The organism is Bradyrhizobium sp. BR13661 (assembly GCF_029892425.1).
Taxonomy (GTDB): domain Bacteria; phylum Pseudomonadota; class Alphaproteobacteria; order Rhizobiales; family Xanthobacteraceae; genus Bradyrhizobium.
Window position 1 is genome coordinate 548,815 of record NZ_JARXWB010000001.1, and the last position, 15,431, is coordinate 564,245.

Genomic DNA, 15,431 nt, shown 5'->3' on the forward strand with positions numbered 1-15,431 from the left:
TCTCTCAACGACATCTGTTCAGGATGATTGATCCGCCATGGCGCGAGACGATGTGATGATTGCAGGTGGGATGCGCGAAGAGCTCGCGCGCTCGGCAATTATTGCCCGACACTCGGCAAAAGATACCGGCTAACGTCTTGAAAAATAAGAAAAATTATCCGCCTGGATTGTCTTGGCCCTGCGTTCAACGCCTGGAAGCCGTGTGGCATGTGCGCCGCCGGCATTGCGGGTTGGAGATTGCGGGATGAGTTACGCTGCTGAAGTCTGGGCTCCCGCCGCGGCCGAGATCACGACGACGCTGCCGGCTGAAGAGATCGTGCCTGTTATGCCGTCGGCGCCGCTGGCGCCTGATAGCCCGCCTGATACCGCTGAAATCGTCTTCGACGAAGACAGCGAACTCCTCGACAAACTGGCGACCGGTGACGAGGCCGCGTTCCGCATGCTGGTCGAGCGCCACATCGATCGCGCCTACGCGATCGCGCTGCGCATCGTCGGCAACGCGGCCGACGCCGAAGACGTGGTGCAGGACACCATGCTCAAGATCTGGAGCCATCGCGGACGCTGGCAGCACGGCCGCGCAAAATTCTCGACCTGGCTCTACCGCGTCATCTCCAACCGCTGCATCGACCTGCGCCGCAAGCCGCGCAACGAGAATGTCGACACGGTGCCTGAAGTCGCCGACAGCCAGCCGGGCGCGGTCGAGATCATCGAGCGCAACGAGCTGAATGGCATGCTGGAGCTCGCGATGCTGCGCCTGCCCGAGCAGCAGCGCATTGCCGTGATCTTCTCGTACCACGAGAACATGAGCAACGGCGAGATCGCCCAGGTGATGGACACGACGGTGGCGGCGGTCGAGTCCCTGCTCAAGCGCGGACGCCAGCAGTTGCGTCAATTGCTGCGCAAGCACGAACGCGACATCCGCAACGCGTTTACCGATTGCTAACCATAAAATCGGCTCTGCGGAAAATTTCGCGCCTGATCTCCTTGCGATCCACCGTTTGAGCGAACGGACGGGGCTGCGGTCTGCGTCGTCAATCGTCTTCAACGATGCGGCACGCCTTGCCCATCAGCACAGGAGTCTTCGATGCCTGCAATTTCCACCAACACCGCCGCGAACGCCGCGGTCCGCTACCTCAACATCAATTCCGCGCAGGAGAGCAGCGCCCTCTCCAAACTGTCGAGTGGCTCGCGCATCACCTCCGCTTCCGACGATGCCGCCGGCCTTGCGATCTCGACCCGCATCTCCTCGGACGTCACCACGCTCCAGCAAGCCGCGACCAACTCTTCGCAGGCGACCGCGATCCTCCAGACCGCCGACGGCGGCGCCTCCAACATCTCCGACATCCTGGCGCGCATGAAGTCGCTTGCGTCGGAGTCCGCCTCGGGCACCACGACCGACTCCAGCCGCGCCTACATCAACTCGGAATTCTCGCAGCTCACGAGCGAAATCAATTCGATCGCGACCGGCACGCGCTATTCGAGCCAGAGCCTGCTCGATGGCTCCAGCGTGTTCTCGTCCGGCGTTTCGGTCCTGGTCGGCTCGTCCGGCTCGGACACCATCACCATCACGCTATCGAACCTGACGGCGTCGTCGCTCGGCGTCTCTTCGCTCGACGTGAGTTCGCTGTCGGACGCGACCTCGGCGCTATCTGCGCTCGATACCGCGATCAATACGGTCTCGGCCGCCCGCGCCAGCATCGGTGCACAGGAATCGCGCTTCAATTTCTCGTCCGACTCGATCTCGACCCAGACCCAGAACCTGCAATCGGCCAACTCGGCGATCAAGGACGTCGATATCGCGTCCGAACAGGCCACGCTGTCGTCAGCCGAGGTGAAGACCCAGGCCGCGGTCTCGGCCGAATCCGCGGCGAACCAGATGCCGCAGTATCTGCTCAAGCTGCTCGGCTAAGCGGCTAGGCCAATGATGGCCGGGCCGGCTTGATGCTGGCCCGGTTCCCCCTGGGATGGATCGAGCAGCACAGTGACGTCAGTCAGTTCGAGCACCAGCAGCACCGCCAGCACAAGCTCGAGTACGTCGAGCGCCTCCTCGGTGACCACGACCGGGACCACGACATCGACCAGCGTCGATTGGAGTGCGCTGATCACGGCCGCGGTGAACGCGAAGCTCACGGCGGCGACCACGATCTCGACCTCGATCACCAGCAACCAAGCCAAGATCTCGGCCTACCAGACGCTCCAGACTGACCTTTCGACGCTCTCCAGCGGCCTGTCCTCGCTTGCGACATCAATCGTCAATTCGCTCGCGACCAACGTCTTCGCCACGCGCTCGGCCACCATCAGCTCGACCGGCGACGTCAGCGCGTCCTCCGCGCTCTCGATGTCGGTCAGCAACGGCGCGGCCACCGGCAGCCATACCTTGACCATCAGCCAGGTCGCGACCGCGCAGAAGGTGGCCGGCACTGCGCAGTCGAGCGAGACCAGCGCGCTCGGCTACACCGGCACGTTCTCGCTCGGTCTCGGAAGCGGCAGCACCGCAAGCATCAGCGTCACCAGTACGATGTCGCTCCAGGACGTCGTCGATGCCGTCAACGCCCAGACGTCGACCACCAATGTCCAAGCTTCGATCGTCCAGGTGTCGAGCGGGTCGTACGAGATGGTGCTGACGGGCACCGAGGATGCCGCCGACATCTCGTATTCGAGCACGTCCGGCGACGACATCCTGAACAAGCTCGGTATCACCGACAGCACGGGCGCGTTTTCCGACGTGCTGCAGACGTCGCAGGCGGCAAAATTCAGCCTCGACGGCATCTCGATGACGCGAGATACCAACGACATCACCGACGTGCTGACGGGCGTGACGTTCAATCTGCTTCAGGCAACGACCAGCGGAGCGACGCTGAACATCAGCATCGAGCCCGACACTAGCCAGATCTCGACTGCGGTCCAGACGCTCGTCACCAACTACAACACGTTCCGCGACGCAGTGATCGCGCAGCAGGCGACAGCCTCGGATGGCACCGCGGATTCCAGCGCCGTGCTGTTCGGCGACGGCACCATGCGCGACATCATGGGCTCGCTGCAAAACGCGCTCAACAGCACGGTGGGCGGCCTGACCATGGCCGACCTCGGCCTGTCCTTCAACGAGAAGAACGAGCTCTCACTCGACACCTCGACGCTGTCCAACGTCCTGAGCACCAATCTGAGCGGCGTCACCACGCTATTGTCGGCGCAGACCAAGACCTCGTCGAGCCAGCTCAGCGTCGTCAACACGGGAACCTCGCCGCAATCTTTCACGCTCGACGTGGCCGTGGATTCGTCCGGAAATCTCACCTCGGCTTCGGTCGGCGGGGACTCATCGCTGTTCACGGTGAGCGGTACGACGATCATCGGCGCTGCGGGAACGGCCTATGCCGGCATGGCCTTCACCTATTCGGGATCGACGTCGCAGTCGATCACGGTGACCTCGACATCAGGCATCGCGACGCAGCTCTACCAGCTGTCCAAGACCGCGTCGTCGAGCTCGGGCTCACTGCAGACACTGATCACGAATCTGACCGATCGCGACACCGAGCTTCAGCAGAAGGTCGACGATATCGACAGCGCGGCGTCCGCCTACCAGAGCCAGCTCCAGACCCAATACGCGAAATACCAGGCCGCGATCTCGAGCGCGAACAACACGCTCACCTATCTCAAGGCCCTGCTTAACTCCAGCTCGAGTGGTTGATGATGCATAATCCGATGGCGTACATGGCCAATCAGGCCTATCGGGGCGCGGCCACCAGCGTGCCGCCGCTCAAGGCAATCTCGATGCTGCTTGGCGGCGCGATTACCTTCTTCCAGAAGTCGTTGGCCGCGCAGGAGGCACGGCGCTTCGAGGAAGGACACGAATACCTGCTGAAGGCGACCGCGATCCTGCGCGGGCTCAGCCACAATCTCGACTTCACCAAGGGTGAGGGGGTGGCCGAGCGGCTGTTCCAGACCTACAACAGCCTGATCGTGGCGAGTCACAAGGCGTTCGGCAGGCCGCACGCGCGGGAGAGTTTTCGGCGGATCATCGCGGCCGTGACCGAGCTTCGGGAGGCCTGGGAGCACGTCGACGCGGCGGTGCGCGGGGCCAAGCCTGCGCCGGCCGATTCGGCCCGCACAGGCTAAAGGCGGCGGCGCTCGGGCCGCCAAAGCATCCCGGCGTCGCCAGCCCGGCAGTTTGAGCCAGTTTCCGTAATGCTCCGGGCGGTTTTGGCGCACAAGGCCGGCGGAAACCGGTTTCCGCCGCACCAGCAATGCTTTATGACGGGCCTGACCGAGGCGGGATCGGCGGGCGATGGACGTCACCGAATTTGAGGAACTGATCGACCGGCTGGGCGAGGATCTCTCGCGCTGGCCCGAGGATCGTCGCTTGCCTGCTGAAGAGCTGCTGAAGCACTCCTCGGCCGCCCAGGCTCTGCTCGAAGAGATGCGCGCCTTGCGCCGTGCACTCGCCGCGCCCCCGGTGCGGGCGCCGGTCGGCCTCGCCGATCGCATCGCCGCCGCTGCCGCGAAAATGAAGAGCGACACCGCCGAGCCGCGCACCGAAGGCGAGACGGCCGAGAGCTGATCGGCTCTTCTTCCAACGTCTCTATGCTTGCTTCTTCACCTCGCCCCGCTCGCGGGACGAAAGAGCCCAGCTTCAGGTCGTCTCGACATCATCACGCTTCTCACCCACGCACACGGCAGATTTTGCCGTGTCGAAGGCGATTTTCGCGCGGGTGAATCCGCGCCTGAATCGGCGCGTCCACGCGTTTCATCAGCACACAGATTTCAAGCGCGCTGATCGACATCCTTGTCACCGGCTGCGCGGGAAACCCGGAGTCCCTGATGACAGTTTCCGCGACGAGTTCTGCAACGACTGCCGCCACGACGACATCGTCGTCCTCGAGCACGTCGTCCAGTTCGACGCTGACGTCCACCGAATTCATGAGCCTGCTCGTCAGCGAGCTTCAGAACCAGGATCCGCTGAACGCGACATCGACCACCGACCTCGTCAATCAGCTCACCTCCTACGCCAATTTCACCTCCCAGCAGTCGATCAACTCCAGTCTGACCTCGCTTTCGAGTTCGTTCTCGAGCCTCGTGACGCTCAACTCGGTCAACTATATCGGCCACACCGTCGAGGCGAAGACTGACACGTCGACGCTGAGCAATGGCTCGGCGACGTTCGGCTATTCGTTGTCATCGGCCGCCTCCGACGTTTCGATCACCGTGAAGGACTCCTCGGGTAACACTGTCTACACCGGCACAGGGACCGGCAATGCCGGCTCCAACAGCTTTACCTGGGACGGCAAGAATTCCAGCGGCACCCAGCTCACCGACGGCGGCCAGTACACCATTTCGGTGACGGCGACGGATTCGGCCGGCAACTCGGTGCTCAACTACACGACCGTCACCGGCACGGTCACGGGTATCGACACGTCGACCTCAACGCCGTCGCTGACCGTGAACGGCGTCTCCGTCAGCGCCGCCAACATCATCGGCGTCACGTCCTGATCCTTCGTCACGATTTCTCTGGAGTTCCATCATGAGTCTCACCGGTGCATTGTCCTCGGCGATCTCGGCGCTCAGCGCGCAGAGCCAGTCCCTGTCGATGATCAGCGACAACATCGCCAATTCCTCTACGACAGGCTACAAAACGACGTCGGCGATGTTCGACGATCTCGTCACCGCATCGAGCAACACGACGGCCTATGCCTCCGGCGGCGTCACGGTCTCGGGCCGGGCCAACATCACGCAGCAGGGCCTGCTCGCGACGACTTCCAACGCCACCGACGTCGCGATCCAGGGCTCCGGCTTCTTCGTCGTGACCAGCGCCACCTCAGGCGGCACCACGTCTTACACCCGCAACGGCGCTTTCTCGACCGACAACGCCGGCTATCTCGAGAACAATGGCAGCTACCTCGAAGGCTGGCGCACTGACGCGGACGGAAACGTCGTCGGTAATGAATCGGCGAGCAATCTGCAGGCCATCAACACCCAGGTCGCCTCGACCAGCGGCAGCGCCACCACCAAGACCACGATTGCAGCCAATCTGCCGTCGGACGCCGCGACCGGCGATACCTACACCAGCTCGATGACGGTCTACGATTCGCTCGGCGCTGCGAACTCGATGCAGGTCACCTGGACCAAGACCGGGACCAATACCTGGAGCGCAAGCTTTGCCAATCCGACCTCGACATCGAGTACCACGACCGCGACCGGCACGGCCTCGGGCACGATCGCGATTACGTTCAACAGCGATGGTTCGCTTGCCAGCACCAGCCCAAGCCCCGCAACGGTGAAAGTCACGGGCTGGACCGATGGCGCGACGGACAGCACCATCACGATGAATCTCGGCACCGCCGGCAAGACAGACGGTCTGACGCAATATGCCTCGGGCGAGACGACGCCGACCGTCAACGTCACCAGCATCTCCTCGGACGGCCTGTCCTACGGCAAGCTCTCCAGCATCTCTATCGGCAAGAGCGGCATCGTCGACGCCACCTATTCGAACGGCCAGACCATCGCGATCTACAAGATCGCGGTGGCGACCTTTGCCGATCCGACCGGGCTCTCTGCTGCGAGCGACGGCCTTTATTCGGCGACCGTGACGTCTGGGAACGCCGCATTGCAGGCGTCCGGCGAGAACGGCGCGGGCACGATCTATGGCAGCGAGCTGGAATCCTCGACCACCGATACCTCCAGCCAGTTCTCCAGCATGATCTCGGCACAGCAGGCCTATTCCGCTGCCTCCCAGGTCATCTCGACCGTCAACAAGATGTACGACACGCTCATTTCGGCGATGAGGTGAGCGATGCGCGGTGACAAGGCCAGCGCCGCCGGAGAGGTGTTGCTGCGTCGGCTGCAGCGCCTGGTGGCGCGAGCCGGGAGTGTCAGGGACAGCGACCACAAGCAGCTCGTTGCGTTGCTCGATGATATCGAGACGACCCGCCGCGGTCTGATGAAGGAGTGCGCCGAGGTTGAGGGGCAGATGAGACAGGCCACGGTCAGGACGACCGCGATCGGCGCCTATTTGCGCAATTCGCAAATCCAACGTGGCAAGCGGCATAATTAGAAGAAGGCGATGACCATGAGTGTAGCCCAAACCACCAGGACCAATGCCACGAATGGCGACGCGCGGATCAAGTCGCTGATCCAGCTGATCGACGTTCTCACCGTGCTGGTCGCGGAGGAGAATGCCGAGCTCGCCAAGGGCCTGCCGGCCTCGCGCCTGAAGCAGGTCGACGAAAAGAACCGCCTGGCCGAGATTTTTGAGCGGACCGTCGCCGAATGCGCCGCCGGAACGGCCACGCTGAACGTGCGCGACCGGATCCTGCGCGAGCAACTGCTGGATCGGATCCTGAAGCTGCGCGCGGCGATGGACGAGAATTTGGTGCGCCTGCGCGCGGCGATCGAGGCCAGCAACCGCAGGATCGAGGCGGTCATGCAGGCGATCCGCGAACAGATCGCCGCGGTGTCGCCCTATGGCGCCTCCGGCCGCGTCGCTGCACGCGCCGTCTCCAGCGGCACCAACCGCAGCGCCTGACGAGCAGGGGAGCCCGCCGTGTCGCTCGATATCGCACGATCGATCGCCTTCAGTGGACTGTCGTCCACCTCGGTCCAGATCAGTGTGACGTCGTCGAACATCTCGAACGCCGACACGACGGGCTATACCAAGAAGACCGCGAACCAGTCGAGCAGCGTCACCAACGGCGTCGGCACCGGCGTCACGGTGACCGGCATCACCTCGACGGTGGACAAGCTGCTGCTGAAGTCGCTGGTCAGTGCGGACTCCGATCTCGGCTCGGCCGACACGACCAACACCTATCTGACATCGCTGGAAAAGCTCTACGGCTCGACCAGCAGCACGAGCAGTTCGTCGACCGGGACCTCGCTCGCCAACGGCATCGCCTCGCTGGAGTCGGCGCTGTCGTCGCTGGCGAGCACGCCGAGCAGCGCCTCGCTGCAATCCAACGTCGTCAGCGCGCTCGACGACGTCACGAGCCAGTTGCGGGAGACATCGAGCGGCATCCAGAAGCTCCGCTCCAATGCCGATCAGGACATCTCGTCCTCGATCAACAGCGTCAACACGGACCTGCAGAACATCGCGGATCTGAACGCTGAGATCAAGCAGACGGCTGCAGCCGGCCAGTCGACCGCTGACCTGGAGGACCAGCGCAACACTGCGCTCCAGGACGTCGCCTCCAAGATGAACGTCAGCTACTATACGGCGTCGAACGGCGATCTCCAGGTCTACACCACGACCGGGCAGGCGCTGGTCGACTCTTCCGCGCACAAGATCAGCTATACGTCGGCTGCCAACGTGTCGTCGTCGACGACCTACACCGCCGGCTCGTCGTCGAGCGGTTTCAGCGCGATCACGGTGAACGGCGTCGACATCACCTCGCAGATATCAGGCGGCAGCATCGGCGGGTTGATCACGCTTCGCGACAAGACCCTGCCGGCGGCACAGTCCCAGCTCGACCAGCTGGCGACGCAGCTCGCTTCCGCGGTCAATACCGTCTCGAACAGCGCGTCCTCGGTCCCGGCGCCGACGTCCCTGACGGGGACGACCGGCGTCACCAGCAGTACGGCTTTGTCGGCCACGGGTACGGTGCGGCTGGCCGTCACCGACAAGAGCGGCAATCTGGTTTCCTACAGCGATCTCGACCTGTCATCCTATTCGACGGTCGGTGATCTCGTCACCGCCATCAACGGCATCTCCGGGATGTCGGCATCGATCGATGCCAACGGCCATCTCGCGATTACCGCGACCGGCTCGGGCAATGGCGTCGCCATCAACGAGATGACGAGCTCGATCGGCAGTTCGAGCGAAGGGTTTTCCGACTATTTTGGCCTCAACGACCTCGTGACTGGCACCAGCGCGTCTGACATCGCGGTCAACAGCAGCATCCTGACCGGCTCCAGCGAGTTGCAGCTTGCGACGCTGGATTCCTCGTCGAGCCTCACCGTCGGCAGCTCTGTGCTGACCTCGGGGTCCGCGACCGTGGTCAACGCGTTCTCCAGCGCATTGACGGCGTCCCGGACGTTCTCTTCCACAGGCGGGCTCGCCGCCACCACCGGCTCCTTCGCCGACTATGCCTCGGCCATCGTATCCGATGTCGCGAGCAAATCCTCGCAGGCTTCTACCAACTACACCGCCAAGGAGACCGCGCAGTCGACCTATGCGAGCTCGCTGTCGTCGCAGTCGGGCGTCAATCTCGACGAAGAGTCGGCCAATCTAAGTACGCTCCAGAACCAATACTCGGCGGCTTCCGCGCTGATCTCGGCGATCAACACGATGTACTCGGCGCTGATCACCGCCGTTCAGTCGTCGTAAGGCGAGGGAGCGGGCATCATGGTCGCGATGCGGATCGCCACCTTTGCTCAGTCGAGCAAGATGATTTCCGACGCCATGCGCGTCGAGTCGGTCATGGCCAACGAGCAGGTTCAGGAGTCCTCCGGCGTCGTCTCGACCGATTTTGCGGGTTACGGCTCGAACGCGCAGCATGTCGTCAATCTCCAGGTCTCGGTGACGCGCGCGCAGTCCTATGTCGATGCGGCGACGCTCGCCGACAGCAAGGTCCAGGTCATGTACTCGGCCGTCGGCTCCATGACCGACATCGTCACGCAGCTCCGCTCCCAGCTCAGCGCGGCGTCGACCGGAAGCTCGACCGAGACGACCTCGGTGATTTCCTCGGCCCAGCAGATGCTCCAGGAGATGGGGTCGCTGATGAACACGCAATATGACGGCCAGTATGTCTTCGCCGGTGGCAAGACCGACACGGCACCGGTCGACCTCACCAGCTTTTCGTCGGGGACGGGCTCGACCACCACGGCGGACACCAGCTACTACAAGGGCGATGACGAGATCGCCTCGGTGCGTGTCGCCAACGACGACACCGTGTCCTATGGTGTGAACGCCGACAATTCGGCGTTCGAAGAAGTGATGCGCGTGCTGAAATTCGTGGCCAACAGCACCTCGCTGTCGTCCTCGGACATCTCCAGCGCGCTCAATCTCGCCAGCACGGCACTCGACGACACTGCAGCAGTGCAGGCCAAGCTCTCCAGCTCGGCGTCTTCGATCGAGACGGCGAGCGCGCGCCAGACCGACTACAAGAGCTATGCCGAGAGCCTGTCGAATGACCTCACCGGCGTCGATGTCGCCGCCATCACCGCCCAACTCTCGACCTACCAGGCGCAGCTCACCGCGTCCTATTCGGCGATGTCAAAAATCCTCAGCATGAACCTGGCGAGCTATCTGAAATAGGCTGGGCCTGTTCGGCCGCGATCCGCTCCATCGCTATGGTGCGGAGCTTTGCGCGCTGGATCTTGACGCCGTTGGCGCTGTCGGTGACCGGAAAGGCGTCCACGATGTAGATCCGCGCCGGCACCTTGTAGCCGGCGAGCCGCTCGCGCAGGCGTGCCGTCAGCGCATCCTGTTGTGGCGAGGTTCCTGCTGGAATGACGAAGGCGACGCAGCGCGCCTGGCCCTTCAGATCGACCGCGACGACTTGCGCATCGGCAACGCCCGCGCAGGCCTTGAGCTCGTCCTCGATCTCGCCGGGCGCGACCAGGAAGCCGCCGAGCCGCAAGGCATCGCCCGCGCGGGTCTCGTAGACGAAGGCGCCGCCGCGGATACGGCCGATGTCGCCGGTGCGGAAGAAGCCGTCCGCAGTGATCGCGTCGCGCGTCGCTTCTGGATTGTTGAAATAGCCGAGGAAGCACGACGGCGCGCGGATCTCGATCTCGCCGGAGACGCCCGGCGCCGCAAGCTCGCCGGTCTCGGTGTCGCGCACGCGAACCTGTGCGTCTGGTGACATCGGCCAGCCGCCGCCCTCGATGCGATCAGCGAAGGTATCGCTGTCGCGCGCGATCGAGAACAGCGCCTGCACCTCGCTGGAGCCATAGAGGCCGAACAGCGGCAGACCACGCGCCTGGGCCTCCGTAGCCAGCTCACGCCAGCCGGGCTGGAACGCAGCGAAGCCACAGACCTGGAGATGCGGGAACGGCCGCGGCGCTTCAGTGAGGGCGAGGATGCGGCGGAACATCTCGTCGGAGCCAAAGCTGTGCGTGATCCTGTGCTCGGTGAGGATCTTGAGTGCCGGCGCGGCCTCGAAGGCGTCGAGCACGTGGATGGTCGCGCCGGCGGCGATGAAGCCGAGCAGGCTCGTCATGCCAAAAGTGCCGCAGAACGGCAGCATCGCCAGCAGCGAGTGGCGCTGCGGGGAGAGCTGGAGCGCTCTGGCAACGGCCTTGGCGTGGCTCGCGAGCGTTCGCTGCGAATGCGCAACCAGTTTTGGTCCCTTGGTCGTGCCCGAAGTGGTGTAGAGCAGCACGGGCAGATCGACGTCGGCCTGGGAGGGGGCTGGAGGATAGGGCTCGTCGAAGGCGTCGAAGCGCACGCAGGGCCATTGTACCGCGATCGCATCCGCACCGACCACCGCGAGCTCTTGCAACGCGGGGACATCAGCCTTGGCGATGTCGGCGAGAATGGACTCGAAATCGATCGAGCGGAACGCCGCCTCGACCACCAACAGCTTTGCGCCTGATAGTTTCAGGAGGTGCACGACCTCTGCGCTGCGGTAGCGTGTATTGACGGCGGCGACGATCGCACCCAGCCGGGCCGCGGCAAACAGCAGCGCGATCCATTCGACCCGGTTGAACAGCCAGACGGCAACCACGTCGCCCTTGCCGATGTCTCGTGCGGCCAGCCACGCCGCCGTCTGCTCGATCTTTCCCGAGAATTCCGCGCGTGAGACGGGCGTGCCGTCGAACATGAAGGCGGGATCGGCGGCGATCTCCGATCCGATCAGCGAATGCAGTGAAACATCGTCGGCATGCATGGCAACCGGAGTAGCCCGCCCGCGCAGACCTGTCTACTTGGTGCCGAACATCCGGTCGCCGGCATCGCCCAGGCCCGGCACGATGTAGCCGTGATCGTTGAGCCGTTCGTCGATCGCAGCCGTCCAGATCGGCACGTCGGGATGCTCGCTCTGGAATTTCGCAATGCCCTCGGGTGCCGATAGCAGGCAGACAAAGCGGATGTCGCGGGCGCCGCGGTCCTTGAGGAGGGAGGCGCCGGCGCTGGCCGAATTGCCGGTCGCCAGCATCGGGTCCATCAGGATGACGGTGCGGTCGGACAGGTCCTGCGGCGCCTTGAAGTAATATTCCACAGCCTGCAATGTGTCGGGATCGCGGTAGAGCCCGATATGGGCGATACGGGCCGAGGGCATCAGCGCCAGCATGCCGTCGAGGAAGCCGACGCCCGCGCGCAGGATCGGCGCCAGCGTGAGCTTCTTGCCGGCGATCTTCGGCGCCTGCATCGGCGAGATCGGCGTCTCGATCTCGACCAGCTCCAGTGGCAGGTCGCGCGTCACCTCGTAGCCCAGCAGCATCCCGATCTCGTTCAGGATCTCCCGAAAACTCTTGGTCGAGCGGTCCTTCTCCCGCATCAGGGAAAGCTTGTGCTGGACCAGGGGATGGGCGACGACATTGACGCTGCTTGTGCTCATGCAGCCGATCTAACACGGTTCCGCGAAGCGGCGCCAGATCGGCCGGGCCATTTTCCGCAGGGCGCGAAGCGCCCCTGGCCGGGCGATGGGGATCTAGACGCCGAGGCCCCGCGCGGCGAGCGTGATCACGATCGTCAGGACCGCGCCCCAGACCAGGCTTAGTGCCATGGTCAGGATGATCGTGGCCGCATGCTCGAGATGTCCCTTGAGGAGCTGCACGTCTAGCTGTCCGAGGCGGGCTCAGCCGTGGCGCGCAGGCCGAGCAGCAGCGCGGCCATCAACGCGAGCAGTATGGCGATCTTGAGCTCGATCATGGCGTGTTACCTCGCGGCGAGGCGCGCCAGAAACCGCCTGGCCTGTTCCGCAAGTACGATCAGCGGATTGCCGCGGTTCTCGATGTCGAGCTCGAAGGTCTCGCTGGGAAACACCAGCGCGCAGCGCGTTGGCGCGCTCTGACGATTGGCGAAATCGACGGCGGAGCTCTTGAGCAAGAACAGGCCGCCGGCGCGCCCGTTCGTCTCGCGCGCGACCCAGAGGCCTGCCTGGTTGCGGCCGATGAAGAAGGCCGGAATGGCAGTGCTGACGACGTCAGGGTCCAGCGGCTTGAGTTCTGCCGCCGGCACCTGCCGTGCCTGGCGATGAGGGGTTTGAAGAGCAATCGCGGCCATGGCGGCCTCCTCACACATCTGCAAGGTCATGATGGTCTTTGCCGTCGGTCAGGCGTGGAGGTTCCAGACAAAGATTGTAGTCTTCAGTGCGATGAGCGCGGTGAGCACGCCGCCCATGGTGAGCGCGGCCAGCGCGCGCAACGCGACGCGCTTGAGCTGAGCCTTGCGCTCGCCAGAGATACGCATCGGGCGTTCGGCCCAGTTGAAGGGCCGTTCAAAGTCATGTGTCAGCATCGACATGTCGGAAGTCCTTGTCCCTGGGGCGACACGGCGGCCGCCCCAATCATGCCTCTCATGATGAGCATTGCCGCATAGGAATGCGAGACGGGCGCTGGTGCTGTCGCATAGGAACGCCATAAAGGCGCGCTCTACGCGCCGAGGCCATCGATCAGCTCTTCGTCGGCAATCGCAACGAAGGCTCTCATGACCTCGGCCCGAGCCGCGTCATCCAGCGGCACGATCGGCAACCGTGTTGCCGGCGACATCAGGCCCAGCGTGCTCAGCGCATATTTGAGCGCGGACGGGCTTTCCTTGGAGAGGCAGGCGATCAGCGGGATCAGGCGCTTGTGCAGATAGCGCGCAGTTTGCAGGCGGCCTTGCCTAACTTGCGAGAAGATCGTGCGGCAGAGATCCGGCGCAATGTTGGAGATCTCCGAAATCGCGCCGTCACCGCCTCCGGCGAGGTAGCCGAAGGTAGTGGCGTCGTCGCCGGACAGCAGGCGAAAGCCCGTCGGCAGTAGCCGGCTGAGGCGCATCGGCCGGGCGACATCGCCGCTGCCATCGCGCAAGCCCACGAACTGGCGGGACTCGACCAGACGCAGAAGTGTCTCGTCGGCGAGCGGGCGCAACGTGCGGGAGGGCGCGTCGTGCAGGATCACGGGCAGGCCTGTCGAGCCGGCGATCGTGCGGAAATGCGCGAGCATGCCCTCCTGCATCGGCTTGTTGTAGGAAGGCACCGCACACATGATGGCGTCGGCACCGGCCGCCTCCGCGCGCCGGGCAAGCTCGACGGCGCGGCTGGTCGCATTCGACATGGCGCCCGCGATAACCCGCGCGCGACCGCGGGCGACGTCGACCGCGGCGCGAATGACGAGCGTCTGTTCGGCGGGCGAGAGCGTTGGTGCTTCGCCCGCTGTTTCGCAAACCACGAGCGCAGGAACACCCGCCGCGATCTGGCGCTCGCACTGCGCGGCGAATGCCTTGAGATCGATTCCATCCGACGCATCGAACGGCGACGGCAGATCGGGAATGAAGCCGGTAAACCAGGCTGAGGGAGGGATGAACATGGCTTGTCCGCCTGAAGGCGCCGGCTCAGGCGGCGCGCTGCGGCAGGTTGGGGCGGCTACCCATGTCGAGCTCGATCTCGCGCGGCAGCTCGACGATGGTCTCGGGATGCTGTCCGTTCTCGAACAATGCGTATTTGAAGGCCTCGGCACGGCTGACGAACAAGCCGCCGAACAGGCCGTTCTGCTCCTGGGCGATCCACTGACCCCGGTGGTTCCGGCCGACGAAAACGATACTTGAGAGGGCGCTGCACGAGGGAGGTTCGACGAATTTCACGGAAATATTCCTTCCAATTGACGGACGCTGCGGGATCTCGTCCCGTCATCGCCCGATCAATATCTTGCTCAATGGATATGATTTCGAGAGAGAGCGCGCGGCGATCTCATAGGAACGCCATAAGGCCTCGTACCCGCTCAGCCGATATTCTCGCAGGCGACCGGCTCATACAGCGCATCCGGGGCAGGGCGCACGCTGGGAACGCTCGGCCGAGAGACGTCCACGGCCAGTGCCTGGACTTCGATAAAGGCCGACAGCAGCGCGATCGCAAGATCGCCGTGGCAGCCTTCGACGGCCGCGTCGAGCCAGTCAGGCAGTTCGCGTTCACGCGACAGCGCGCAATGCCATTCGCCTTCGTCATAGGCGATACGGCGGACGTGCCACAGCGGCAGCTCGAGCTCCATCAGCGCCAGCGCGGCATCGGTCCAGGCCCCCGCATCGATCAGCTGCATCAGGCGCGCCGTGCGCTCGCTTTGGCGGAGTGAGGGGATTCGTCGGCAGGCCTTGTCCATGATCTCGCGCATCAGCGGACCGGTCATGCCTTGCGCGTTGCGCAGGCGCTCGCTGAGGGATGGTGGATCGAAATGGCGGAAAGCGACGGTCATGGCAGCGTCCTGGAATGGGCGTCGGTCAGTCGGCCGGCCTCTTCAGGATGGTGGGACGGGCATTGGAAAACGAGATGGAATGGGGCCGGGAGATATAGGAATTTCATAAAGAC

At 64.0% G+C, this 15,431-nt stretch carries 21 protein-coding genes; 11 read left to right on the plus strand and 10 right to left on the minus strand.

Annotated elements, in window-relative coordinates:
* The first annotated feature begins 244 nt into the window (after positions 1-244).
* Together M2427_RS02550 and M2427_RS02555 are read left to right on the plus strand one after the other, a co-directional pair.
* Positions 245-943: an RNA polymerase sigma factor gene (locus tag M2427_RS02550; protein ID WP_280704534.1), complete on the plus strand. Its 699-nt coding sequence runs from the start codon at positions 245-247 to the stop codon at positions 941-943.
* 141 nt (positions 944-1,084) lie between these two features.
* Positions 1,085-1,909 carry a flagellin gene (locus tag M2427_RS02555; protein WP_280704535.1) on the plus strand — a complete coding sequence of 275 codons (825 nt, stop codon included), beginning with the start codon at positions 1,085-1,087 and terminating at the stop codon, positions 1,907-1,909.
* On the opposite strand, the gene M2427_RS02560 is transcribed toward M2427_RS02555, so the two are convergent.
* Positions 1,906-2,058 carry a hypothetical protein gene (locus M2427_RS02560; protein WP_280704536.1) on the minus strand — a complete coding sequence of 51 codons (153 nt, stop codon included), beginning with the start codon at positions 2,056-2,058 and terminating at the stop codon, positions 1,906-1,908. The genes M2427_RS02555 and M2427_RS02560 overlap by 4 nt on opposite strands.
* Between M2427_RS02560 and fliD the strand changes: the two genes are divergently transcribed.
* The 3 genes from fliD to M2427_RS02575 all read left to right on the plus strand — a co-directional run bounded on the left by fliD (position 2,051) and on the right by M2427_RS02575 (position 4,555).
* Positions 2,051-3,685, plus strand: coding sequence for a flagellar filament capping protein FliD (gene fliD / locus M2427_RS02565; protein WP_280704537.1), 1,635 nt, complete (start codon positions 2,051-2,053; stop codon positions 3,683-3,685). The two genes, M2427_RS02560 and fliD, sit on opposite strands and share 8 nt — an antisense overlap.
* On the plus strand, positions 3,685-4,113 hold the full coding sequence (locus M2427_RS02570; RefSeq protein WP_280704539.1) for a flagellar protein FliS: 429 nt from the start codon (positions 3,685-3,687) through the stop codon (positions 4,111-4,113). Before fliD ends, M2427_RS02570 begins: the two co-directional genes overlap by 1 nt.
* Before the next feature lie 169 nt (positions 4,114-4,282).
* Positions 4,283-4,555: a hypothetical protein gene (locus M2427_RS02575; protein WP_280704541.1), complete on the plus strand. Its 273-nt coding sequence runs from the start codon at positions 4,283-4,285 to the stop codon at positions 4,553-4,555.
* Positions 4,556-4,655: 100 nt separating this feature from the next.
* Here the strand turns inward: M2427_RS02575 and M2427_RS02580 are convergent, their stop codons facing one another.
* A complete protein-coding gene (locus M2427_RS02580; protein ID WP_280704709.1) occupies positions 4,656-4,916 on the minus strand; it encodes a hypothetical protein in 261 nt (86 codons plus the stop codon).
* On the opposite strand from M2427_RS02580, the gene M2427_RS02585 reads away from it, so the two are divergent.
* From M2427_RS02585 to M2427_RS02610, 6 genes are read left to right on the plus strand one after another with little or no spacing between them, the layout of a single operon-like run.
* Positions 4,816-5,484: a FlgD immunoglobulin-like domain containing protein gene (locus M2427_RS02585; RefSeq protein ID WP_280704542.1), complete on the plus strand. Its 669-nt coding sequence runs from the start codon at positions 4,816-4,818 to the stop codon at positions 5,482-5,484. The two genes, M2427_RS02580 and M2427_RS02585, sit on opposite strands and share 101 nt — an antisense overlap.
* 31 nt (positions 5,485-5,515) lie before the next feature.
* Positions 5,516-6,781 (plus strand): flagellar hook protein FlgE, encoded by a 1,266-nt coding sequence (gene flgE, locus M2427_RS02590; protein ID WP_280704543.1) that lies wholly within the window; start codon positions 5,516-5,518, stop codon positions 6,779-6,781.
* A 3-nt stretch (positions 6,782-6,784) separates the two neighbouring features.
* Positions 6,785-7,045, plus strand: a complete 261-nt coding sequence (locus M2427_RS02595) for a hypothetical protein (protein ID WP_280704544.1) — start codon at positions 6,785-6,787, stop codon at positions 7,043-7,045.
* A 9-nt stretch (positions 7,046-7,054) separates the two neighbouring features.
* Positions 7,055-7,516, plus strand: a complete 462-nt coding sequence (locus tag M2427_RS02600; RefSeq protein ID WP_280704545.1) for a flagellar protein FlgN — start codon at positions 7,055-7,057, stop codon at positions 7,514-7,516.
* Between the two features lie 18 nt (positions 7,517-7,534).
* Positions 7,535-9,310 carry a flagellar hook-associated protein FlgK gene (flgK, locus tag M2427_RS02605; RefSeq protein WP_280704546.1) on the plus strand — a complete coding sequence of 592 codons (1,776 nt, stop codon included), beginning with the start codon at positions 7,535-7,537 and terminating at the stop codon, positions 9,308-9,310.
* A gap of 18 nt (positions 9,311-9,328) precedes the next feature.
* Positions 9,329-10,240 carry a flagellin gene (locus M2427_RS02610; protein ID WP_280704547.1) on the plus strand — a complete coding sequence of 304 codons (912 nt, stop codon included), beginning with the start codon at positions 9,329-9,331 and terminating at the stop codon, positions 10,238-10,240.
* Here the strand turns inward: M2427_RS02610 and M2427_RS02615 are convergent.
* From M2427_RS02615 to M2427_RS02650, 8 genes are all read right to left on the minus strand, one after another.
* On the minus strand, positions 10,209-11,816 hold the full coding sequence (locus M2427_RS02615; RefSeq protein WP_280704549.1) for an AMP-binding protein: 1,608 nt from the start codon (positions 11,814-11,816) through the stop codon (positions 10,209-10,211). The two genes, M2427_RS02610 and M2427_RS02615, sit on opposite strands and share 32 nt — an antisense overlap.
* 33 nt (positions 11,817-11,849) lie before the next feature.
* Complete coding sequence (upp, locus tag M2427_RS02620) at positions 11,850-12,485, minus strand: uracil phosphoribosyltransferase (protein WP_280704550.1); 636 nt, start codon at positions 12,483-12,485, stop codon at positions 11,850-11,852.
* A 93-nt stretch (positions 12,486-12,578) separates the two neighbouring features.
* Complete coding sequence (locus M2427_RS02625; RefSeq protein ID WP_280704551.1) at positions 12,579-12,704, minus strand: hypothetical protein; 126 nt, start codon at positions 12,702-12,704, stop codon at positions 12,579-12,581.
* A 101-nt stretch (positions 12,705-12,805) separates the two neighbouring features.
* A complete protein-coding gene (locus M2427_RS02630; RefSeq protein WP_280704552.1) occupies positions 12,806-13,183 on the minus strand; it encodes a hypothetical protein in 378 nt (125 codons plus the stop codon).
* Between the two features lie 18 nt (positions 13,184-13,201).
* A complete protein-coding gene (locus M2427_RS02635; protein WP_280704554.1) occupies positions 13,202-13,393 on the minus strand; it encodes a hypothetical protein in 192 nt (63 codons plus the stop codon).
* Between the two features lie 128 nt (positions 13,394-13,521).
* The gene (dapA, locus tag M2427_RS02640) at positions 13,522-14,439 is read right to left on the minus strand and encodes a 4-hydroxy-tetrahydrodipicolinate synthase (protein ID WP_280704555.1); all 918 of its coding nucleotides are present in this window, start codon (positions 14,437-14,439) and stop codon (positions 13,522-13,524) included.
* Positions 14,440-14,464: 25 nt separating this feature from the next.
* Positions 14,465-14,713 carry a hypothetical protein gene (locus M2427_RS02645; protein WP_280704556.1) on the minus strand — a complete coding sequence of 83 codons (249 nt, stop codon included), beginning with the start codon at positions 14,711-14,713 and terminating at the stop codon, positions 14,465-14,467.
* Between the two features lie 137 nt (positions 14,714-14,850).
* The gene (locus M2427_RS02650; RefSeq protein WP_280704557.1) at positions 14,851-15,318 is read right to left on the minus strand and encodes a hypothetical protein; all 468 of its coding nucleotides are present in this window, start codon (positions 15,316-15,318) and stop codon (positions 14,851-14,853) included.
* Between the last annotated feature and the right edge of the window lie 113 nt (positions 15,319-15,431).

Bases quoted from the DNA above. Each gene is read 5' to 3' on its own strand.
- M2427_RS02550 (WP_280704534.1), top strand. From the start codon at position 245: ATGAGTTACGCTGCTGAAGTCTGGGCTCCCGCCGCGGCCGAGATCACG.
- M2427_RS02555 (WP_280704535.1), top strand. From the start codon at position 1,085: ATGCCTGCAATTTCCACCAACACCGCCGCGAACGCCGCGGTCCGCTAC.
- M2427_RS02570 (WP_280704539.1), top strand. From the start codon at position 3,685: ATGATGCATAATCCGATGGCGTACATGGCCAATCAGGCCTATCGGGGC.
- M2427_RS02575 (WP_280704541.1), top strand. From the start codon at position 4,283: ATGGACGTCACCGAATTTGAGGAACTGATCGACCGGCTGGGCGAGGAT.
- M2427_RS02585 (WP_280704542.1), top strand. From the start codon at position 4,816: ATGACAGTTTCCGCGACGAGTTCTGCAACGACTGCCGCCACGACGACA.
- M2427_RS02580 (WP_280704709.1), bottom strand. From the start codon at position 4,916: ATGAATTCGGTGGACGTCAGCGTCGAACTGGACGACGTGCTCGAGGAC.
- flgE (WP_280704543.1), top strand. From the start codon at position 5,516: ATGAGTCTCACCGGTGCATTGTCCTCGGCGATCTCGGCGCTCAGCGCG.
- M2427_RS02595 (WP_280704544.1), top strand. From the start codon at position 6,785: ATGCGCGGTGACAAGGCCAGCGCCGCCGGAGAGGTGTTGCTGCGTCGG.
- M2427_RS02600 (WP_280704545.1), top strand. From the start codon at position 7,055: ATGACCATGAGTGTAGCCCAAACCACCAGGACCAATGCCACGAATGGC.
- M2427_RS02610 (WP_280704547.1), top strand. From the start codon at position 9,329: ATGGTCGCGATGCGGATCGCCACCTTTGCTCAGTCGAGCAAGATGATT.
- M2427_RS02615 (WP_280704549.1), bottom strand. From the start codon at position 11,816: ATGCATGCCGACGATGTTTCACTGCATTCGCTGATCGGATCGGAGATC.
- upp (WP_280704550.1), bottom strand. From the start codon at position 12,485: ATGAGCACAAGCAGCGTCAATGTCGTCGCCCATCCCCTGGTCCAGCAC.
- M2427_RS02630 (WP_280704552.1), bottom strand. From the start codon at position 13,183: ATGACCTTGCAGATGTGTGAGGAGGCCGCCATGGCCGCGATTGCTCTT.
- M2427_RS02635 (WP_280704554.1), bottom strand. From the start codon at position 13,393: ATGTCGATGCTGACACATGACTTTGAACGGCCCTTCAACTGGGCCGAA.
- dapA (WP_280704555.1), bottom strand. From the start codon at position 14,439: ATGTTCATCCCTCCCTCAGCCTGGTTTACCGGCTTCATTCCCGATCTG.
- M2427_RS02650 (WP_280704557.1), bottom strand. From the start codon at position 15,318: ATGACCGTCGCTTTCCGCCATTTCGATCCACCATCCCTCAGCGAGCGC.